A 22308-nucleotide genomic window follows, 5' to 3' on the forward strand; every position below is an offset into this window, starting at 1 on the left:
GAAAAAATATTCTAGTTAACAAAGGGGTTAGAAAATGGAAACCGTTCACAAAACACAAACCTTTAAAACAGTAGATTTAATTTACAGTGCTTTGTTTGCAACATTAATTATGATTGGTGCAAACATAACATCATTTGCACCATTCTTAACAGTGGGTGGTGTACCAATTACATTACAAACTTTTTTTGCTATTTTAGCAGGATTAGTTCTAGGATCTAAAAAAGGAGCCATTGCTTGTACTGTATACATGGCTATTGGACTTGCTGGTGCACCGGTGTTTTCAAAATTTACAGGTGGCTTCTCAGCAATTTTGCTACCGACATTCGGTTTTATTGTTACATTTATCGTTAGTGCCTATATTGCCGGTAAAATCGCTGAAACATACAAAACTAGACTTGCCTATATTATTGCGGCAGTTATAGCGATGGCTATTAATTATATTCTAGGAACAACTTGGATGTATTTTGCTTATACATTATGGGCAGCGGCGCCAGAAGGATTTTCCTACAAACTGGCTTGGTTATGGATGATTCCACCGATGCCAAAAGATATTATTCTAGCTATTTTTGCAGGATTCTTTGCTTTCCGTATTCAAAAAGTTTTAAAGATCCTTCCGATTAAACACTCGTAAACAGTTGGAAATGTGGAGAGAAACTGCTTTTTGCTGGACACATTTATCCTTTTTTATACAATATTTTGGCGCCATCATTATACCGAAATCTATTTATTTGATATAATTTATCATATTGATAAAGGAGGAATTCCGTATGGCAAATCATTATCAAAATATCGTTGTGGCAGTAGATGGCTCTGAGTTAGGCGAACTCGCTTTTCAAAAATCAATTGATGTAGCAAAACGTAATATTGGCTCGACTTTACATATCATCCACGTAATCGATACAAGCTTTTCCGCATCTTTTGATATGCTTTATGATAATATGGTCGAATTAGTCCGTAAGCACGGTGAAGTGTTATTGGACCGCTATGAATTAGAAGCAAAAGAAGCTGGCATTGTAAATGTTAATAAGATTTTAACTAAAGGTACTCCGAAAAATGTTTTATCCAAAAAGCTTTCAGAACATGCGCCTGCAGATATTATTATTTGTGGTGCAACAGGTTTAAATGCAATGGAGCAAATGTTCATGGGCTCCAGTACTGAAGCAATCGTCCGACATGCAACTTGTGATGTATTAATTGTACGTACACCTATCAAATAGGAAAAAAGGTTATGAGGCTAATTAATGTCCTCATAACCTTTTTAAATTATGCACGATGCGAACTTACTTTTAAAAGCTCCTCTTACGTGAACATATGCAAAAAGTTAAATCATTAAAATTTCACGGATGTCTTGCTCGGTTAATCTACTGTTAGACTGGTCATCTCCATCCAAAATATCGGAAATGAGCAGTTTCTTTTTTTGCTGAAGTTCACTCATCTTTTCCTCTATCGTCCCATTTGTAATAAGTTTGATAACTTGTACAACTTCCTTTTGTCCCATTCGATGCGCACGGTCAGCTGCTTGTTCCTCTACTGCCGGGTTCCACCATAAATCATATAAAATCACGGTATCTGCCCCTGTTAAATTCAACCCTGTTCCTCCTGCTTTTAACGAAATTAAAAACAAATCGCGCTCTCCATTATTAAAAGCATTGCAAAGAGTTACACGCTCCTCTGATGGAGTTTGACCATCCAGGTAAAAATACGATTCCCCACGCTTGGATAGCTCAGTTGCAATCATTTTCAGCATTTGCGTAAACTGCGAAAATATTAGCACACGGCGACCTGATGCTTTCGATTGCTCCAACAGGTGAAACAACTGCTCAAATTTTGCAGAACTTCCTTTATAACCTTCGACAAATAGGGCCGGGTGACAGCAAATTTGCCGTAGTCGGGTTATGCCCGCCAAAATTCGAATACGATTTTTATGAAACGTCTCTTTGTCTAAATGTTTCATTGTATCCACCCGTAACTTTGCCAAATACGCTGCATATAACGCTTTTTGCTCGGGAAAAAGTTCCGTTTTTTCGATTATTTCCTCTTTTTGAGGAAGCTCGTTCAGCACCTGTTCTTTCATACGGCGCAACAAAAACGGTCGAACTCTACGTGCAATATCTTTCCGTTGCATATGTCGGAACTCTTCTAGCTCCCGGAATAGCTGAGGAAAAACAACGCGATAGATTGACCATAATTCGGACAAGGAATTTTCAATTGGTGTACCCGTTAAGGCAAAACGGTTGGTCGCGTTAATTTTTTTGACTGTACGTGCCGTTTGAGTTACCGGATTTTTAAATGCCTGTGCCTCATCAAAAAATACCGTATGGAAATGTTGTCGTTCATAAAATGATATATCACGTCGCAATAACGGATATGTTGTAATTACAACATCTTGTTCTTCCATTGATCGCAGTAGGGCCCTTCTCTCTGACACATCCCCATCCACAACAATTGCTTCAACTTCTGGAGCAAATTGCATGAACTCATATAGCCAATTGTAAGAAAGTGATGATGGACAAACGATTAATACAGGTTGTTTATTCGCACGGACTATTTCTAATTCGGACAAGATAAACGCAATACTTTGAATCGTTTTGCCAAGTCCCATATCATCTGCAAGTACACCGCCAAATCCATAATTGGAAAGTAATTTTAACCAATTGTAACCATGCTTTTGATAATCTCTAAGAATAGATTGTAGACTTGGCGGAACTTCGAACGTTAGTGATGCTGGATTTAACAATTGTCCGGTAAATTCTTTAAACGATTGTTCCGCTTCAAAAATTGTACTCTCTTCAAATTGCTCCAAAAACGGCAAGCTATCTAAAATCGGCATGTTAAACGTTAATTCGTATTCATCATCTTGTGCTGGAATGGCTCTTAAAAAGCGCTGAATTTCTTCTATTTCCCTCGTTTCCAATGATAGCAATGCTCCATCTTTCAGTCGGTAATATTTTTGCTTCACTTTAATAGCCGCTAAAATTTCTTTTATTTGCTTATTCGAAACCCCATCCATTTCAAATTTAAATTCAAGCCAATTTGTCCGTTCTTTTTGTACATTTACTCGAATTTTAGGGAAGTTATTTTCTTTTGCAATACGTAATTTAACAGAATTTGTTGCATAAATTTGAGCGAGCTTTGTTAATTTCGGAAGTTGGTGAAATAAAAAATTATATTCGAGCTCCTCATTTTGCATATAGTAACCGCCATCTGTTTTCGTAAATCCACTTTCATCCATTAACGCTAAAATAGTTGACTCCTTTTCAATATCTCGAATAATTAGCACTTCATCCGATATATCATATTCACTTAATGGTTGAATAACAAACTGCCCATATTGAAACTCCAAACCTGCAAGAAAGCGATTATTCACACGATCTAAATAAACATTCGCAACTAATGGTGTTTGCATTTGCTGTAATGAAAGGGCTCTATCCATTGTAACGTTACCGATCTTTTTCAACTTCGGAATAATCTGCTCTAAAAAGTAGTTCCAATGTGATTGCTCGATTATTAACTTGGATTGCTGTTGAAGTATTTTCTTTAATTCCAATAATTGCGTCATACTTTCATCGCTAATTTGTGTCATTTCTCCATCAAACAGTACTAAGTGATAACTACGTAGTAAGACCGTTCGTTCAATTCCTTCTATAGTAAGCTCATAATGCTCATCTTTTTCATTGATGAAAAAATGAAGCGCTGTAGGTCGAGCTAAAAGTTTGACCCCACTATAGCTTTCATTTTGATAATTGACTGAAACATCTTCTATTTCCGAGAGTAATGAAGCAAAGTGATGCCATGATGAAGGCGGAATGATCAATAGATGTTCTTTAAATTGGATTGGCTTATTTTGCGTAGTTTCTATATATAATGCATCGTCTTCTACTATTTTGATAAGGAGCTGTATCATAGCATCGTGCTGTGTTTCGAAGCAGAATCGCTCAAAGTTATAAACCGTTCTTTCTGAAATCCGGTATGACTTTTTATTTTTAATATGTGTTAAAAAATCACGAATAGATAACACCCGTTCCCCATTTACTTGGAGTTGGATAGCAAAAAGTGTGTCACCTTCTATAGATTGGACTGGTGTCAGCGAAAAGTGCACATCCATTATTTCTCGCTTTTCAAAATGGCGTTGCTGACGACTCGTTTGTACTTTTGGCTCTTTGAAAATAGAAAGAAAGCTATTTTCAAAATCTAAATTCTGCTCAATAGGAATCGTATGCGAAGAAGGAGATGTTTTTTTATTACGATTTAAAATAGCAATAAGCACCGCCGCAACATGTTGACAGCTTTTACTGAAGCCCTCTAATGTCGGGCAGCTACAGGAGGTTTTAAACTTACCCGTAGTCTCTTTTTCCACACGGACAATGAATTGTTCTGTACTTTTCACAACCGCTTCTCCGAAAATATCCGTATATTGCAGGAAATTCACTTTACCTGTTCGATAAAAAGTCTGTCCTTTTTTAAAAGAAACGGTCCCGCATAGATCTTTTATCTGATTTTCTGAAAGTTTAATATCCATGCTGATCCCCCTTTTTCTTTTTAGTTCATTTTCTCATGTACCACATTGAAATACTAGCTCCAAGCAATTCATAGAAAAAACATTCACCTTTCAATACATATTTATTGTAATTCGATAAATATAATCTTATTATCAATATACAATTAAAATAGCGAGGTGGAATTTATGAAGCGTGAAACAATATTTTTAAAGGTTGCCGTCGTTATAATTGGTTTACCGATTGCTGCAGTGTTATCGTATTTAGCTTATGATTTGATTTTCGTTCCAAAAACGAAGGCCTTTTTATTGTTCATTCCAATGGTAGCTGTTATGTATCTCTCTGCAATACCTTATTTTATTGCTCTTTTCCAAACGACAAAATTATTAAGCTATATTGATCAACAGCTTGCTTTTTCCAATTTATCGGTAGAAGCTTTAAAAAAAATCAAGCACTGTGCGATTGCAATCAGTGTATTGTTTATTGTAGATTTACCGCTTTTATTTCGTATTGCAGATATAGATGATGCACCCGGAATCATGTTATTTTCACTTATTATCATTTTTGCATCAATCGTCATCGCTGTGTTTGCAGCTGTTCTACAAAAGTTGTTAACACATGCGCTAGTGTTTAAAGCTGAAAATGATTTAACGATATGAGGTGAAAAGATGACGATTATTATTAATATAGATGTTATGCTGGCGAAAAGGAAAATGAGCGTGACCGAACTTTCTGAACGGGTCGGCATTACAATGGCGAATATATCTATTTTAAAAAATGGCAAAGCAAAGGCCATCCGCATTTCTACATTAGAAGCAATTTGTGAAGCGCTTGATTGTCAGCCTGGGGATTTGTTGGAGTATCGAAAAGAAAACTAAACTAAAAAAGGGGGCTAACTGGATAGCCCCTTTTTACTTAAGTAAAATTTGATTTTATTTTTTCTAAATGGCGGACAGTTGGCGTTAAATTTGCAAAGAAGTATGCTTCACGCAGTTTGCGGGAAGGTACGCTACCAGCTACATAGCCCGCTGCACCATTATGAATCATATTTGCCTGCACTGCAGCTAATGTATCATGGACTGCCTGTAAACGCGTATTTACTACATCTTTTAGTGTTAAATTGCTTGCTAATTGAGTTAATTCCGCTTCAATTCTTTCATGATGGCTACGTAGTTCAGTTGCCTGTACTTTCAAAAAGTCATTACAGCCGTTTTGCTTTGCTTTTACTTTCTCTATGCCATCAGCTGCTGCAGCTATAACCCCGGCACCAAGCGGAACTTGGTAGTAAATGAATGTCGGTCGTATAATATCGCAAAATGCCTTTGCATCCTCCGATATAACAAAATCATTTGGAATAAGGACATTCTCAAATTTACAAGTATACGTTGCACTTCCATTTACCCCGATAAACCCAAGTCGTTCGGTCATTTCCAAACCTGATGCATTTGTTGAAACGAGCACCATCACTTCCCGTGTATCAATTGTAGCAATCGCACCAAAATAATGGCGCTTCCCTAAATTCGAAACAGCTGGTAATGTCCCGTTAATAATATAACCTGCTTCTGTCTTTTCGGCAGTTAAATGAAGCTTCTCCAAACCAGAATAGTATTTCATTGCATTTGATAAGCCTGTTGCCCCTAACTTTACGCCATTTTCTAATTGAGGCAACACATCATTTTTCAAAAATGGATTATCACTATTTCTTAAGTAAGTTAATGCGGCTAGATGGCACCAAACACAAAATGCTGTCGTCATACATACTTTTGCTGTTTCACGGACAACTGTCGCTTCATCTACTAATAAACTCGATTGATCTTTATTTGCCGATTGGAAAAATCCAGCCTCGCCTAATGCTAAAATATAGCTTTCTGCATAATGTGCCTGCTCATCGACTTTCTTTACTAAAGGTTTTAATTTCTCCTCGATGATTTGCGCTAATAATTGTTTGTTCAATGCCATTCTCTCCGCATCCTTTCCTTTTAGTCCGATAATTCCGTTAACGATGTAATCGGTGTTTGTACTGCTTCACGTGCACGTTTTACAGCTGCTTCGTCTGGTGCATCATAGAAGCATAAGCACTTTGTCATATCTTCACATACATACGTACGAGAGAATTTTACATCAGGTACTTCTTCATACTTTACAGAGTTTTTCTTTTTGCGTTCCAAATATTTTTCCATTGTAATTTCAGCAGGAATTTCCCACTCAACTAAATAATTTACTTGCTCGCCGCCAGCTTTTACTTCATCTAATTCTTTACCGATTAAACGAACTTCCTTAATTAAGTCGATGGAAACACCTTGTGATTGTAAAGCTTCTTTCGCTGTTTCTTCTTCCGTTGCTTCAATAATAAAATAGCCACGTGAAAAATCCTTCGCTACTTGTACTTCGATAACCCCTACATTTTTTGTTGCATGCACTTTATCTACTAATGCCGAAAATGCCTCTTTTGAAGATACTTCATTAATTGTTGATTCTACTAAATATAAACTCATTTAAATTCCTCCTAGTAGTTAATATTAAATTTCTCTATATTCAAATAGGCGTCCAATTAGATCGCACTATGAATATCAATAATTAATTGCACCTATTTGTCATGAGGTACATATTTTTGAAAATTTCAAACCCCTTAAGTTAAAAAAATTAACTCGCTTTGCATAAAATTAATGTTTATACTAAGTACGAAGGAGGCATAAGCATGAAAACTCGTTATGATTTACCTTGTAACATTGCACAAACATTAAATATTCTCGGGGATAGATGGACACTTCTAATCATCCACGAACTTCTAATAGGTGAAACAAATTTCAATGATATTAAGCTCAAGCTACCCGGACTTTCGGCAAACGTTCTTTCCAATCGTTTAAAGGAATTAGAAGAAGCCCATATTGTCCAAAGCGAACTTTATGTTGCTCATCCACCTCGTTACCGCTATACATTAACCGAAAAAGGCACTGCCCTGGAGCATGTATTTAATGCGATGATTATTTGGGGAGCTGAGCATCTTGAAACTTGTTATAAAGAAATTGTCGATCCTGATGAAAACCGGGTAGAAATTGGTTATTATTCTACTAAAACGGGTGAGCGAATCGATAATATTCATATACGCCCTATAAAAACTGTCTAAAACTTTTTAGGCAGTTTTTATTTTGCACCGCCCCAAATGCGATTGACCCAACTTTCAAAATAATGAATGCCTTTATCTAACGCTAATCCAAGAACCCCAATGACAACGATACAAGCCATTACTAAATCAAGACTTAATGAATTTCTTGCATCAATAATTAAAAAACCTAACCCTGATTGCGCACCGACCATTTCACCCGCTACAAGGAAAATCCACGCAGAACCTAACGCCATATGCAAACCATTTGCAATCATCGGGAATGATGCCGGTAATACAATTTTCCGTAATGTTTCAAACGGGCTCATTTCAAAATTGGAGGCAATACGTAAAAACGTTTTGTCAACCTTTTTGACAGCAGATACGGTCGATAAAAGAACCGGGAAAAAAGCAGCTATAAAAATAATAACAATCGCGGGCATATTGCCAATGCCAAACCATAATACGATAAAAGGCGACCATGCAATTGGAGAAACCGGACGCAATACTTGAACAATTGGGTCCACTACTTTCCATACGAGCGTCGATCTACCTAGTAGAAGACCTAAAATGATAGCCACAATTACTGCTGCTAAGTAACCCGAAAAAAATCGAAATAAACTAATTTGAATATGAGCAAACAAAGAACCATCCGAAATGATTGCTAATAATGCTTCCCCCACTTTTAAAGGCGGAGGGAAGAGTGCTGCCTGATGTCCACCGATCAAGATGGCAAATTGCCAGAAGATAAGAAGCAGTATAAAGCCAATCGCAATCGGTGACAGTTTTTTCACTATGGCCATAATATCCCTCCGTTCCTCTATTAATTTACAAAGCTAGCATCAACAAAGTCTTCATAGGATGGTGGGTCATCAGATAATCCCATTTCCATTAATGCATCACGTAAAATAGCATAGCTTTCTTGTTCAATACTTAAATTGTCATATGAAATCCAATCAAGAGAAATATCCAACACATTTTGATCCACTGTTAAATATTGCCCGACCACTTCATGCATATGTTTGTCTTTTCCTTGTGCAAGCTCTCCACCTGCTACATAGTCATTAACAAATTTGTCGGCTAATTCTTTATTATCTTCAATAAATTTACCTCGCAATACTAAGCCACAATCGATGGAATCTTTCCATATTTCTTCTGACTGATACAATACCTTACCATTCTCAAGAGCTACAGAAATCGCTCCAAATGGCTCAGCTACAACATAACCCGCAATTCGCCCTTCTGCTAAAGCTGCCGGCATTTCTGCTGGCGGTAGTTCGATTACATCAACTTCATCATAGGCAATGCCATGTTTTTTCAGCATTTCATACAACAAAATATTATGTGTGGAAAACCTGCTTGGAATTGCAAAGGATTTTCCGACTAGCTCTTCAACAGAATTAATATCATTACCTGCAATTAAAACATTGCCATCACGGTGACCGAGTGCCACTGCTTTTAAATCAATGCCTTTTTCCTTTGCATTCATAGCTAATTGGATCAGTACAGATGCCCCATCAATTGCTCCCGTATTAAGCGCATCCATTAGTTCTGGCCAAGAACCAAACTTTACTAGTTCTAAATTATAATCCTCATAGTTCTCATCATTCTGCATATATAAAGGCACTGCATGTGTAATTGGTAAATAGCCAATTTTTATTGTTGGTTTTTCCCCATTGACTGCAGAATCATTATTTCCGCATGCAGCTAAAAATGTAACGAATAATATTGTCATTAATAAAAATAGCTTTTTCATCCACTAACCCCCGTTAGATTAAATATTAAATTCGATCGTTGCTTTTTCGTGTGTAAATTGGAACTCATTAAAAATTAATTCTCGATAATACTGAAAGTCTGCATCAGCACGATTTCGTTCCTTTGGTAGTTTCAATACAATTTCTTTATGAATCTCCCCAGGATTTGGCTTCATTATTAAAATGCGGTCTGCTAAATAAATAGCTTCATCAATATCATGCGTTACTAACACAATTGTCATCTTTTCTCGATGCTGAATTTGCATTAATTCATCCTGTAAATAGTATCGTGTAAATGTATCGAGCGCGCCGAATGGTTCATCCATTAAAATGACCTCTGGCTGCATTGCTAAGGCACGTGCAATAGCAACTCGTTGCTGCATCCCACCAGATAATTCACTAGGTAAAGCATTAGCCCGATCCTCTAATCCAACCATTCGCAAATAATGTAGAGTTCTTTCAGATATTTCCTGCTTTGATAAACTTATATTTTCAATCCCTAACTCTACATTTTTCCGGACAGAGCGCCATGGCAGTAACCCATAGTTTTGCATCAGCATAATACATCGCTTACTCGGTTTCTTGACAGGTACTTCATCGAGCAAAATTTGGCCGTTGTTTACCGCTTCAAAACCGCCTATACAATTAAGTAATGTACTTTTTCCACAGCCGCTTTTGCCTAAAATTGCGATAACTTCACCTTTTTTTATATCGAAAGAAATATCCTGCAGTACTGTCAGACCCTGATCACCATAAGACTTACTTACATTCCTAATATCAATCATTACTGATGACAATTACCATTCACCCCAATGCCGATTATTCAACTCGGTTTTATATTATATGAGTTATATTATTATACTTACTTAAATAAAACAACCTTATTTTCCAATTTATTTTTATTTTCTAAAAAATTGTCGGTTATTTTATGAATATAATATAGAATGGAACAATATATAGTTATCTACATAGTGATGGAAGTTCATTTAAAAAGTGAGGTAGAAATAAAATGAAAAAAGTGAAGTTAGTTCCCCATGATCTTCGATATGCGAAAGAAATACATCGTTTATCTCAGGCACCCGAAGTAAAAAATGCACTTGGTTTACCTACTCAATCCATAGAAGATACGGAAAATTTTATTATTAATAATTTAATAGAGGAATCTGAAGGAAAAACGGTTTCTCGTGTAATTCTAAATGAGGAAGAAAAATTAGTTGGTATTACGACACTAATGTTTATTGACCAACATAAAAAACATTGTCACATTGGTAGTTGGATTGGTTTTGAGTTTTGGGGGCTTGGCTATAATTTGCCATCTAAAATCGAAATTTTAAAAATCGCATTTGAGCAGTTGCAATTAGATGTTGTGTTTGCAGGTGCGCGTACTGTTAATATCCGTTCACAGAAAGCACAGGAAAAACTACCGTTCATCTCATTAAATGTAGAACAACAATTTCAGGAAGAGCATTTACTATTGGAAGAGAGACAAAAACAGCCCTGTATTTTAAATGCAATTTTAAAAGAAGACTATTTAAATTATTTATACATTACACAAAATGGTCAGGAAAATTAGAGGTAACTCTAAATTTCCTGACCATTTTCAGCTATATATTTTTTAGCTACATTCATGCCCCCCAGCGTGACGAGCGGAGACCCTCCTCCAGGATGTACTGTCCCGCCTACAAAATATAAATTTTTCAGTTTGGCATGCCGATTACTCGGTCTAAAAAAGGCAGATTTTACTGAATTGGATGCAGCGCCATATAATGCGCCTCGAAATGCATAAAATTCCTTCTCTAAATACTCGGGTGTTATTACTTTTCCCTCCACAATAGCATCTTCGATATCAAGACCAAGTTCCTTTAACTGTATAATTATTTTTTGACGATATTGATGTGAATCGATTTGTAAAGTTCCCTTTTTCGTTGGTGGGGCATTTACTAAAATCAGTAAATTATCTCCACTTGGTGAAATGGAACGATCCGTATACGAAGAATTACAAATATAAATTGTGGGATCTTCAACGTAGTGATCTGAAAAGAGTGCGTCAAACTCCAGTTCATAGTTTTCAGGAAAATAGACATTATGATGATGCAACCCTTCAATCCGTTTATTAAGTCCAAGCAGTATGACAAATGCTGAACTGGATGGCTGAATATCTTTTTTAACTTGATCAAGCTCAAATAAATCACTTAATCGATCTGAATTCATAAATACAGCATCGACTGTATGTGTAATTCCATACTGATCGATAATACTGTGTATTTGAGTCTTTCCATATTTAACTTTTGTCACTTCACACCCTACATGAAATTTCACACCTAACTGCTTAGCACGGGTTGTAAATGCTTGCGCAATCTTTGATGTTCCACCCTCAACGTAATCAACACCATCAACCAATTCCAAATAAGCAATCATTGCAAATGTTGCAGGCATTATGTATGGCGATGAACCAATATATGTCGCATAGCGTAAAAAACATTGAACGATAAACGGATGTTGAAAATACTTTCTTATAAATTGATTCAAAGTTTCAAAAGGTCGCACTTTTACTAGAGCTGATAGTAACGATGGTTTCATATAGTCTCGCCAGCTCGTAAATGTTGTTTGCAAAAAATGACGCTGTGCCAAAAAGTAGATTCTTGAAATTTCCGTAATAAAAGCAGGATAATTTTCCGCGTCGCTTAATGAAAACTTTTTAATTTGCTCAATCATATATTGCTGGTCGTTGGAAAAGTATAATACTTCCCCTTTTGAACTTACATTCTTCATATGAACTCGTAAAGGGATAAAATTTAAATAATCATCCGGATCTACGCCAGTTTGTGCTAAAACTTGCTGAAAGACAGGGCGCATCGTAATTGTATTTGGTCCAAAATCAAAATGATGTGTACCGAGATCTATTGAGCGCATTTTTCCGCCCAGGTCTTTATTTTTTTCAAATACTGTAACATCCATCCCTGCATTCGCAAGTGTTATAGCTGCGGATAGCCCCCCTAGACCACCGCCAATTACCGCTACTTTCTTCATCCGTATTCACGTCCCTTCCAAACATAAGACCGTTTCGTTTGATACAAATAAATTGAATTACACAAAATAATTAGCATTGCCAGTGACGAGAGTGGCATGAGCAATGCGTAATATAAGGGTGTCTTGCTTTTGAAGTCGGAAACCATTCTTTGAATAACAATCAAAATATAAGGTATAGCATACAGCCAATTTAAAAAAACAATACTATTAATAAGAAGCACTAGCGGAAACACATAAGTTACACTATAAAAAAGGATAAATAGCACGGCATTTCTAAAAGAATAATTTAGGCCACTAAATGTATTTTTAGAAAAACCTTGCCACGTTTCAAACGTGTTAGTGTACATCTTGCATGAACTGTCTTTACTAAGATTAACCAATAACACACGCATTCCTGATTTTTTCATCGCCCGCGCTATTTCTACATCTTCCAATAGAGAGTTTTTCACTACAAGATGACCATCCATTTTCTCATAAGCTTCTCTTTCGAAAAATAAAAAAGTCCCATTGGCAGCCGTAGCAGCCGGCCATTTCGTATAATTCGCCAAAGCAATAGGTAAATGAAAATTCACAAGAAAATGCATCATCGGAAGTACAAGCCGATCCAGCCAATTAGAATACATAAAATGCGGAAACCCGGTAATTAGACCGATTTCTTTTCTCCTCATAAGGGGTACAACTTTTTCAAAAATGTGTGATGACAAGGATACGTCTGCATCAATAAACGCTAAAAACTTTCCAGTGGCTGCTCGCTGTAACTGATGACAGGCATGCACTTTCCCTACCCAATTAGACGGTAACTCCACTCCCTCTATCACACGAAAGCGAGCATCACCTTCAATTTCTTGATATAGCATTTGTCCAGTTAAGTCAGTTGATTGATCATTATAAATGATGAATTCAAGCTGTGGATATGTAAGTTGCTTTAACATGGAGATGCATTTTTTTACATTTCGTTGCTCATTGCGCATAGGAATAAGAATGGAAATACGATCTTGATTTTCTCCATGCACTTTTTTAATTCGAGGTAAAAACAAGCCATTCAAAATTGTCCAAATGACAAAAATACTTAACACAACACAGTAAATAAATAGCATCCTTGTCACCTCATCATATTTTTATGAAACTTGTATAATCATTTTGAACGACATCTTTTTTCAGAGCATTTAACTGCTCCGTGACTACCTCTTCAAAATACTGTGTCATCTGTTCTCGACTCCATTTATCTTCATATTGAATTGGTTTTCCAATTCCAATCCACACTTCCGCTTTTCGTTCATTCCGAAATGTATAGTAAATAGTTATAGGAACGACCGGAACATCTTTCACTTGCTTGGCAATCATTGCTGCACCTTGTTGAAAGTAAAGTGGCCTTTGTTCTAAATGCCATTCCTTTCCTTGAGGAAATATACAAATATTTTTTCCATCCTGTAATAGACTTTTCGTATAGCGGATTGATTCTTTAATATGTTTGGGGTTTTGTTGATTAACTGAATACGCACCTATCCATTGAAAAATCGGGAATTTTTTTATTCCCTGCTCATCTACCATGACAAATAGATTTGGAATATATCCCCTTTGCTCCAATTCAAACAAAAGCAGACCATCCCACCAGGAACTGTGATTAGCAATATATAGTGCATTGTTAGGGATAGGGAAATCTGCCTTTATATAAATATGTGCAAAACTTCGCTTCATCAATTTCTGTTGGACGAGCCGAAACATTCTCATAGCAATTTTATTCTTTTTAGCTACTCGCATATTGCCCCTCTTTTCGAAGTGAGAATATTAAAAAGAGAAGTGCTGTCACAACTATTGTACTGGCCAAATATATTCCATTCATTAATCCGATTAAAGCAAACATGATAATAATCAGGATATACAAAAGGACTAGTCGATCCTGCCAAACTTTATTCACTTGTGAAACAGAAATGAATGATAGAATTATATGAATGAAAAAAGCGATAATAAACCAGCCAAAAAAGTTCGTCCACGGAATGTCATAGTAAATTCCCGGCTCGTGCCATATCCAATATTGCTTCGCTTTATAGGCAACTGGATCCAATATTAAATCCATCGTAAGCGCTAAAACACCACCGAGTAGTGCTCTTAAAATTATATTTTGCACACCAAACTTCATGATAATAGCATGACCTGTCGCAATTACCATTACCCATGCGAAACCGATTGCAACTGGAACCCCCATAACATTTGGTGCAAAATAATCGGAATACGTATAATCACCAAACAAAAATTGACTAGATGATCCATAGTATTCAATGATGAATGTAGACACAAATATTCCAACAAATATTAAGAAGCCCAATTTAAATCGGAAATGAATGAGGAAATAAATTCCTCCTATTATTCCGGATGTAATAATAAATACACTATTCGACCATTCCAGCCAACTAGGTAACAAATCAAAGCCAACAAGTACTACTCCGCATATGTACCAAAAAAGAAAAAAGTAAAATATGTAATTTGCAATACGCATTTTATTCACTCCCTTATTAAACTATTATTTCCTTTTTTCATTATATTCACTTCTCATATAACCCGTAAACAAATGCGATTTTGTTTCAAATAAAAACCGAAATGGATGTTAGGTTCCATTTCGGGTTAGATTTTACATTTAATTTGCTGTTGCTTGTTTTTTAAAGCGTGGATGTGCCCATAGTTCACGCCATTTAATAAATGATGTTATGACAATAATTAAACCTAGCGTTAACATGATGATGGATAAAATTCCATTTAAAATATTATATCCACCAGCCATACTGTTCCAGTAGACATTTTTCACCATCCAGAATCCTGCTACGTTTACTGTAATATATAAATATACTAATGGAATAAAGCATGTTAATACGTAAATGCGTTTATCTGCAATCTTCAGTACGAAAGTTACACCACATACTAAACCGATCGACGCCATCAATTGGTTGGATACGCCGAATAATGCCCATACGGATGCAATATCCCCGGAATTCAGTAAGTAGCCCCACATGACACAGGCCAGGGCACTCGCACCGATTGCACCGGGCAGCCAATCGGTTTTCTTTAATGGCTTATACACATTTCCTAAGAAATCTTGAATTAAGTAACGAGCAGTACGTGTACCTGCATCGATTGCTGTTAATATAAATACCGCTTCAAACATAATAACAAATTGATAGAAATATGCCGTTAAATGACTGAACCATTCCACCCCGGCAAATATCGATGCCATACCGACAGCAAGCGTAACCGCGCCCCCTGTACGTCCTTCTAAATCCATCCCAATTGCTTCAGATAATGCAGGTAAATCTACTACAGACATACCTAATGTTGCAAATTTTTCAGGCGTTGAGTTAATTGCAAAATAATCTCCAGGATGTAAAACCGTTGCTGCTATTAGAGCCATAACCCCAACGACACATTCTACGAGCATTGCCCCAAAACCTACAACACGAATATCTTCCCAGCGATTTAGCATTTTCGGTGTTGTTCCTGAACCGACAAAAGCATGGAAACCGGAAATCGCACCACAGGCAATTGTAATTGAAACGAATGGCCAAACAGGACCTGCAACGATCGGTCCTCCGCCACCTAAAAAGTCAGGAATAATTGCTGGAAACTGTATTGTAGGATTAATAATAAATACACCGATAATCAAGGCAATAAATACACCTATCTTCATAAAGCTACTTAAATAATCACGTGGCGCTAATAAGAACCATATTGGTAAAGCTGCCGCAAAGAATGCATAAATCGGTAATAAAATTGATAATGTTTCACGGTCTAATGTTAATACCTCACCGAGCCAAGTCCCTTGAATCGATGGACCGTAGAAGACAGCCGCTACGAGCAAGACGACCCCTATAATAGTAGAGAGCTTCAAGTTACCCGTGAACTTATTAATTAAGCCCATCAGCATAGCAATAGGAATTGTCGCTGCAACAGCAAATGTTCCCCATGGATTTTCTGCTAATGCACCTAAAATTACCATTGATAACCCGGCCATTGTAATGGTGATTATGAAAAGCATTGCAAGACCTGTACAAAAGCCCGCCACTGGTCCTAACTCTTCACGCATAACTTCAGACAATGATTTTCCGCCTTTTGTCATCGATGCAAATAGTACGACTGCGTCATGGACTGCTCCCCCAATAACAGCACCGATTAATAGCCAAAGATAACCTGGCAAATAACCGAATTGTGCAGCTAAAATTGGTCCTACTAATGGACCTGCAGCTGCAATAGCCGCAAAATGATGCCCGAATGCTACCCATCTATTTGTCGGTACATAGTCTTGTCCGTCATTTTTTTCATGAGCAGGTGTTGGCTTGTCTTCATTAATTTTTAATACTTTCTTAGTAAAGAAAATACCATAAAAACGATAAGCTATTACTAATATACAAATAGCCCCTATAACTAGTGTAATTGCATTCACTTCTCTTTTCCTCCTAAATTATATTTTTGTTGTAATATAACAATATCAAAAAAAACCTCTGTTGTATTACAAAAATTAAAAATTAACAGAAAATTTTGTGTAATAGTCATTTTAACTTACAAAGTTACAAAATTGAATACATTTTCCATTTTATAAAAAGATATTAAATATTTTTTTAAATAGAAGAAGAATTAATTTTTTTTTTTTTGCAGTCATTATTTGATGATAAATTCTTATATAACATGGCGCTGTAACCAGGCACTCTAAGGGTTCACATCATGCTCAATTAAGATATATAATAAAAATCAATCATTTACTTGTAATATATTCGAAATATAATTAATGTTTAATAAATGTAAGGGTGGGAATTAAACTAGTAAGCTTAGCAATAGGCTTAAAAAATATTCTAGGAGGATGTTAGAAATGGCTAATAACAATCGTAACCAGAACAACAATGGGAAAATGACAGTTCAAGAAGCGGGTCGTAAAGGCGGAGAAGCTACATCCAATAACCACAACCAAGAATTTTATCAAGAAATCGGCCGTAAAGGCGGAGAAGCAAGTAATGGAAACAACCAGAACAATAATGGCAATAACAATGGTGGTAAAATGAGCCGTGAAGAAGCTGGCCGCAAAGGCGGAGAGGCTAGCCGTAGAAATAACAACAACAACAATAATAACAATTAAGACAATCAATATGAATGAAATTAAATAATAATGAACAGTAAAATACGCGTATTTAATAAAAAGATGCTTGCCGTTGTATAAACACGGCAGGCATCTTTTTTATGCATAAATAAGCACCATAACAAGCTTTAAGCCTATTTTTCACTTTAAAGAAATAGCATATTACATAAAATTGTAAACAAACAATTTGAAAAAATTCAAAAAAAATTATATATTACTTTATGTTCATTTATTAAAAACAAATATTTTAATATAACTTATTTAATAGAGAGAGGGAAATGACATTATTCATGCAACAATATACAAATCAATATCTTAAAGAAATTATTCATTCTACTATTCTAGCTACCGGCATGAATATTGAATTAAAGCAAGATTATACAGGTGTAAATATGAGTTATAATTTCATTACGCATATCGTTAGTTTCGATGCTAAACGTTTAGTAGAAGCTGCCGCAGAATTCTCTAATATGATACCTTTAGAAATATATATAAATGCATTAACACTGCACGAGCTGGGACATGCTCTTGACAGACCGGCATTACAGGCTTCCCTTCCAAGAACAATTGATTTTTTTGAAATGAGAAATGAAAATTCTTTAAATGAAATCTATAATACACCTAGCCTTTTAAGTATGATTATTGAAGAACATATAATGAATATTGCCTTCGAAGAGACAGCATGGTTTAATGCAGAAATTCTTAATAATAAGTTACAATTAGTTAATATCGATATGTTTGAAAAAATAAAAAATCACAGTTTGTCATCATACTTGAATAATTACAGAGAAGATTTAGCCCTATTTAAGAAAATTCAAGATGAAGCAGAACTTCTACCGGCATAATAATTTAGATAATATAAAAACGTCCTGCAAGGGATTTTTATCCTTTCAGAACGTTTTTTTCGTGGCATTTAGATTTCAATAACAATCGGTAAAATCATTGGTTTTCTCATTTTCAACGTAAATATATATTGATCTACAGCTTTCTTAATCGCCTTTTTCATAGCAAATGGATTAGATTCCTTAAAGTTCATTACTGCCGCTTTTGAAATCTCATTTATATCATTTATTAATGCCTCGGATTCTTTGGCGTAAACAAAACCTCGTGAAATACTATCCGGTCCTGAAATAATCGAACCATCATATTTACTGATTGTGATAACAATTACAAGCATACCCTCTTCTGATAACTGCTTGCGATCCCGTAGTACAATTTCTCCCACTTCATCACTGCCAACACCATCTACATACGTATCTCCTGCAGTAATGGCACGAGTTTGCCTAGCTTCCGCATTTTTAATATCGACAATTTCCCCATTTTTAAGTATAAAAGTATTGTTGTATTTAACGCCAACTGCTTCTGCAAGTAATCGGTGGATATGAAGCATGCGGTATTCCCCATGAATAGGAATGAAATACTTCGGTTTCATAAGGGTCAGCATCATTTTTAAATCTTCCTGATAGCCATGACCTGATACATGCATTCCAGTTACACTTGAATTTCCATATACAACTTTTGCTCCAAGCTGAAATAAGTTATCAACAATTTTGGAAACGTCCTTTTCATTACCCGGTATTGGCGAAGCAGCAAAAATCACCGTATCCCCCTGTATTACTTTGACATCACGGTTTCGCCCAGTTGAAAGCCTGGATAATGCTGCTAGTGGCTCACCTTGGCTTCCTGTACATAATACGACTATCCTCTCGGGAGGAAGGTCTCTCATATCCCGTGGTTCAACTAACATCCAGCCCGGGATATCTAAATAACCGAGCCGCATTGCGACAGAAGTAACGTTTACCATACTCCGACCAAGCAGTACAAGTTTTCGGTTCGTCTTTTTTGCTGCTTCCACAATCTGTTGGATTCTATTTACATTGGAAGCAAATGTAGAAATAAATACCTTGCCTGTCGCTCTTAGAAATTCTTCTTCTAAATGGCTAGCAATAATTTGTTCAGAAGGGGTAAACCCAGGTCGCTCAGCATTTGTACTTTCGGATATAAGCGCTAACACCCCTTCTGTACCGATTGCCGCCATCTTATGAATATCCGAAACTTGATCGTTTACGGGGGTAAAATCAAATTTAAAATCTCCGGTATGGACTATTTTCCCTTCTGGAGTATCAAATACAATACCTAAACAATCAGGAATACTATGGCTTGTTTTAAAGAATGTTACAGATAAATGCTCAAAATCAATACGAGATTCAGCATTAATCTCATTTAAAACAGTATCGCGTAATAACTTATGTTCCTTTAATTTTAATTCGATTAATCCAAGCGTAAATCGTGAAGCATAAATAGGCATATTTAACTTCTTTAGCATAAAGGGAATGCCGCCAATATGATCTTCATGCCCGTGCGTCACAATTAAAGCTTTTATTTTATGTCTATTTTCTTCTAAATAACTTAAATCGGGAATAATCAAATCAACTCCCAATAAACTTTGGTCTGCAAATTTTGCACCACAGTCAATAATTACTAGCTCTTCCCCATATTCAATGACATACATGTTTTTTCCGATTTCATTTATACCACCTAAAGCGAAAATGGAAAGTTTAATATCGGTATTTAGCAACTTTTATTCCTCCTGTTCGCATCATAAAAAATAGTATTGCCTATACGGTATGAACTATACGAGAACGGAGATTGAAGTCATGAAATATTTTGCGTTATTTCGTTCATACTAACTAAGAAAGGATTGATAATGATGCTAACAGAAAAACAACTTGCGAAATTAAAAAAACAGCTGATTGAACAAAAATCAGAATTAATCGGTGATGTAAATGAAAATGAAAATGAACTACTTGCCCGCGCAAGCTTACGTGATTCAACAGATGAATTATCAACAGTCGATAATCACCCGGCAGATTTAGCAACTGAGTTATACGATCGCGAAAAGGATATGGCGCTAAAAGTCCATAGTGATGATCTATTGGTACAGGTAAATGCTGCTTTTGAAAGGATGGAACATGGTACATATGGAGTTTGTGCAAAATGCCATGCTGAAATTCCTTATGATCGCCTTGTAGCAATACCTTATACAACATTTTGTATTGACCACAGTGTAGCAAAATCAGTACCAACCGATCGTCCAATTGAAGAAGATCTGCTTCATCCTGCTGTAGACAATTCATTTTCAGATAGAGAAAATCATGATGAACTGCAAGATAATGAAGATTCCTTTCAAATCGTTGCTCAATACGGAAATTCGGATACACCGGCCGATTTTGAAGGAGATTATGACCATTACAATGATTTATATAAGGACAAAGACGGTGAGGAAATGTATTCGGCTTTGGAATTCCTCCATGTTTCTAAAGAAGACCAACTTAACGGGCAAATTTCGCAAAAGTATGCGGATGAGGCTAGTAAATATGACTATTTGGATTAATTAGGAATAATTTGTTATGGGAAAAGGCTGTGATAAACGTTAAAATTGACGTTTAACACAGCCTTAATCTTTAGATAACTATATGACATTATTATAAATGTGTAGTCATTTTATACAACTGGTCTGCTGTACTTGCTACGTCCCTAGTTTCATGCCCAATATTCCCAATGACACTACTTAAATCCAAAATATCAAATGCTACTTGTTTAATTTGCTTTTCATTTTGGTCAATTGCTTTCAAAATCTGCTGAAATTTTGTTTGAGTATTAACCGAAACATCCAATCCCGAATCGACCCTTAATTGTACATCTTCAATCATATTCACCGCTGTTGTAGTTAGAGAAGTTGTTTTTTGAATTAAATCAGTAATATTTTCTACCGAATTTTTTGATTGCTCCGCTAATTTGCGAACTTCCTGAGCTACCACTGCAAACCCTTTCCCATGTTCGCCTGCTCTTGCTGCTTCTATCGAGGCATTTAAGGCGAGCAAATTCGTCTGATCTGCAATATTTCTTACTAATGATACAATATTTATAATTTGCTCTGATGAAACTTTTAAATGGCCGATTAAACGGCTCATTTCCAAAGTACTGTTTTTAATCTCTAGCATCTCTTTTTCTAGTTGAGTTACATCTTGTTTTCCAGCCATTGCGTCTTCATGAATGTGCAGTACAATCTCTACATTCGACTCTATTGTATGACTAATTTGTGATGTATGATTGTTAACTTGTTCAATTGATTTGTTTGTTTCTTCCGTTAAATCTGCAAGGTTTTGAATAATAGAAGAGAGATTACCCTTTAGTTCCTGCTTTACAATATTATATTGTTCATTTCGAAGATTTATATTTTCCTTTTCATATTCTTCTAAAACTATTTGCATTTCTAGATTAATAAGCTTGGAAATATTTAAATTAATTTGTTCTCTTAGCGTAAAATCTGATATATCTTTACAAATCAATGTATACATTGCTTCCTGCAGTTTTTGAAACGTCCCCATATACCATTTTGGATCTAATCCAATTTTAAAATGTATACTTGCTAGCTTCCTTTTAGCTTCAATTGTCTCATCATTAAATATTCCATCGAACATAGAAACAATATAGACATCCAACATCTTCTTTAAACGATCGATTTTTGTTCGTTCCTCTATAATTTTCCTTAGGGACGGTATAGCCAGAACACTTTCATAAAATACATCCGTAATTGTTGAAACGCCTTCTGCTATATAAGGCTGATATGACTTGATTTGCCGTAAATTTTCTTCATGAATCCCAATTAATTTCATTTGTAGTTCCAAGTCAGGTCTATTCGTAAAATTCATAATTGGCCTAAAATTTTGTAATTGTGCGAGTTGAACTGCTTTACCGTTATCCACTTTTTGTTTCCACCATATTGCCAAAGTATCCACCCCT

At 35.9% G+C, this 22308-nt stretch carries 22 protein-coding genes; 9 read left to right on the forward strand and 13 right to left on the reverse strand.

Annotation, left to right across the window (positions count from 1 at the left end):
• Nucleotides 1-34: 34 nt before the first annotated feature.
• Together H9635_RS11315 and H9635_RS11320 are read left to right on the forward strand one after the other, a co-directional pair.
• On the forward strand, nt 35-631 hold the full coding sequence (locus tag H9635_RS11315) for a biotin transporter BioY (protein ID WP_191700389.1): 597 nt from the start codon (nt 35-37) through the stop codon (nt 629-631).
• Nucleotides 632-767: 136 nt separating this feature from the next.
• Complete coding sequence (locus tag H9635_RS11320; RefSeq protein ID WP_191700390.1) at nt 768-1217, forward strand: universal stress protein; 450 nt, start codon at nt 768-770, stop codon at nt 1215-1217.
• 104 nt (nt 1218-1321) lie between these two features.
• On the opposite strand, the gene H9635_RS11325 is transcribed toward H9635_RS11320, so the two are convergent.
• Nucleotides 1322-4519 (reverse strand): DEAD/DEAH box helicase, encoded by a 3198-nt coding sequence (locus H9635_RS11325; RefSeq protein WP_191700391.1) that lies wholly within the window; start codon nt 4517-4519, stop codon nt 1322-1324.
• Between the two features lie 165 nt (nt 4520-4684).
• Between H9635_RS11325 and H9635_RS11330 the strand changes: the two genes are divergently transcribed.
• Together H9635_RS11330 and H9635_RS11335 are read left to right on the forward strand one after the other, a co-directional pair.
• Entirely contained in the window at nt 4685-5155 is a 471-nt protein-coding gene (locus H9635_RS11330; protein WP_191700392.1) for a DUF2975 domain-containing protein, read from the forward strand.
• A gap of 9 nt (nt 5156-5164) precedes the next feature.
• The gene (locus H9635_RS11335) at nt 5165-5374 is read left to right on the forward strand and encodes a helix-turn-helix domain-containing protein (RefSeq protein ID WP_191700393.1); all 210 of its coding nucleotides are present in this window, start codon (nt 5165-5167) and stop codon (nt 5372-5374) included.
• A gap of 37 nt (nt 5375-5411) precedes the next feature.
• On the opposite strand, the gene H9635_RS11340 is transcribed toward H9635_RS11335, so the two are convergent.
• Complete coding sequence (locus H9635_RS11340; RefSeq protein WP_191700394.1) at nt 5412-6455, reverse strand: acyl-CoA dehydrogenase family protein; 1044 nt, start codon at nt 6453-6455, stop codon at nt 5412-5414.
• Nucleotides 6456-6475: 20 nt separating this feature from the next.
• Complete coding sequence (locus tag H9635_RS11345) at nt 6476-6991, reverse strand: DUF4242 domain-containing protein (protein WP_191700395.1); 516 nt, start codon at nt 6989-6991, stop codon at nt 6476-6478.
• 203 nt (nt 6992-7194) lie between these two features.
• On the opposite strand from H9635_RS11345, the gene H9635_RS11350 reads away from it, so the two are divergent.
• Entirely contained in the window at nt 7195-7623 is a 429-nt protein-coding gene (locus tag H9635_RS11350; RefSeq protein WP_191700396.1) for a winged helix-turn-helix transcriptional regulator, read from the forward strand.
• 17 nt (nt 7624-7640) lie between these two features.
• On the opposite strand, the gene H9635_RS11355 is transcribed toward H9635_RS11350, so the two are convergent.
• The 3 genes from H9635_RS11355 to H9635_RS11365 are packed head-to-tail and all read right to left on the reverse strand — an operon-like array spanning nt 7641 to nt 10138.
• Nucleotides 7641-8402 (reverse strand): ABC transporter permease, encoded by a 762-nt coding sequence (locus H9635_RS11355; protein ID WP_191700397.1) that lies wholly within the window; start codon nt 8400-8402, stop codon nt 7641-7643.
• Between the two features lie 20 nt (nt 8403-8422).
• Nucleotides 8423-9355 carry an ABC transporter substrate-binding protein gene (locus tag H9635_RS11360; protein WP_191700398.1) on the reverse strand — a complete coding sequence of 311 codons (933 nt, stop codon included), beginning with the start codon at nt 9353-9355 and terminating at the stop codon, nt 8423-8425.
• An 18-nt stretch (nt 9356-9373) separates the two neighbouring features.
• Nucleotides 9374-10138, reverse strand: coding sequence for an ABC transporter ATP-binding protein (locus tag H9635_RS11365; protein ID WP_225231257.1), 765 nt, complete (start codon nt 10136-10138; stop codon nt 9374-9376).
• Between the two features lie 224 nt (nt 10139-10362).
• Between H9635_RS11365 and H9635_RS11370 the strand changes: the two genes are divergently transcribed.
• Nucleotides 10363-10926, forward strand: a complete 564-nt coding sequence (locus tag H9635_RS11370; protein WP_191700400.1) for a GNAT family N-acetyltransferase — start codon at nt 10363-10365, stop codon at nt 10924-10926.
• Nucleotides 10927-10934: 8 nt separating this feature from the next.
• Here the strand turns inward: H9635_RS11370 and H9635_RS11375 are convergent, their stop codons facing one another.
• From H9635_RS11375 to H9635_RS11395, 5 genes are all read right to left on the reverse strand, one after another.
• Nucleotides 10935-12383, reverse strand: a complete 1449-nt coding sequence (locus H9635_RS11375; RefSeq protein ID WP_191700401.1) for a phytoene desaturase family protein — start codon at nt 12381-12383, stop codon at nt 10935-10937.
• On the reverse strand, nt 12380-13459 hold the full coding sequence (locus tag H9635_RS11380; RefSeq protein WP_191700402.1) for a glycosyltransferase: 1080 nt from the start codon (nt 13457-13459) through the stop codon (nt 12380-12382). The genes H9635_RS11375 and H9635_RS11380 overlap by 4 nt, the downstream gene beginning before the upstream one ends.
• A 34-nt stretch (nt 13460-13493) precedes the next feature.
• Nucleotides 13494-14144: a lysophospholipid acyltransferase family protein gene (locus H9635_RS11385; protein ID WP_191700403.1), complete on the reverse strand. Its 651-nt coding sequence runs from the start codon at nt 14142-14144 to the stop codon at nt 13494-13496.
• Nucleotides 14131-14880, reverse strand: a complete 750-nt coding sequence (locus tag H9635_RS11390) for a carotenoid biosynthesis protein (RefSeq protein ID WP_191700404.1) — start codon at nt 14878-14880, stop codon at nt 14131-14133. Before H9635_RS11390 ends, H9635_RS11385 begins: the two co-directional genes overlap by 14 nt.
• A 138-nt stretch (nt 14881-15018) precedes the next feature.
• The gene (locus H9635_RS11395) at nt 15019-16815 is read right to left on the reverse strand and encodes a carbon starvation CstA family protein (RefSeq protein WP_191700405.1); all 1797 of its coding nucleotides are present in this window, start codon (nt 16813-16815) and stop codon (nt 15019-15021) included.
• 423 nt (nt 16816-17238) lie between these two features.
• On the opposite strand from H9635_RS11395, the gene H9635_RS11400 reads away from it, so the two are divergent.
• A complete protein-coding gene (locus H9635_RS11400) occupies nt 17239-17502 on the forward strand; it encodes a KGG domain-containing protein (RefSeq protein WP_191700406.1) in 264 nt (87 codons plus the stop codon).
• Nucleotides 17503-17792: 290 nt separating this feature from the next.
• Nucleotides 17793-18347 (forward strand): integrase, encoded by a 555-nt coding sequence (locus H9635_RS11405; RefSeq protein ID WP_191700407.1) that lies wholly within the window; start codon nt 17793-17795, stop codon nt 18345-18347.
• 68 nt (nt 18348-18415) lie between these two features.
• Here H9635_RS11405 and H9635_RS11410 read toward each other — a convergent pair whose 3' ends face one another.
• The gene (locus H9635_RS11410) at nt 18416-20080 is read right to left on the reverse strand and encodes a ribonuclease J (protein WP_191700408.1); all 1665 of its coding nucleotides are present in this window, start codon (nt 20078-20080) and stop codon (nt 18416-18418) included.
• A gap of 132 nt (nt 20081-20212) precedes the next feature.
• Here H9635_RS11410 and H9635_RS11415 point away from each other — a divergent pair, with 132 nt between their 5' ends.
• Nucleotides 20213-20896 carry a TraR/DksA C4-type zinc finger protein gene (locus H9635_RS11415; RefSeq protein ID WP_191700409.1) on the forward strand — a complete coding sequence of 228 codons (684 nt, stop codon included), beginning with the start codon at nt 20213-20215 and terminating at the stop codon, nt 20894-20896.
• Nucleotides 20897-20987: 91 nt separating this feature from the next.
• Here H9635_RS11415 and H9635_RS11420 read toward each other — a convergent pair whose 3' ends face one another.
• On the reverse strand, nt 20988-22295 hold the full coding sequence (locus H9635_RS11420) for a globin-coupled sensor protein (RefSeq protein ID WP_225231259.1): 1308 nt from the start codon (nt 22293-22295) through the stop codon (nt 20988-20990).
• Nucleotides 22296-22308: the final 13 nt, after the last annotated feature.

Source organism: Solibacillus faecavium (assembly GCF_014836905.1).
Classification (GTDB): Bacteria; Bacillota; Bacilli; order Bacillales_A; family Planococcaceae; genus Solibacillus; species Solibacillus faecavium.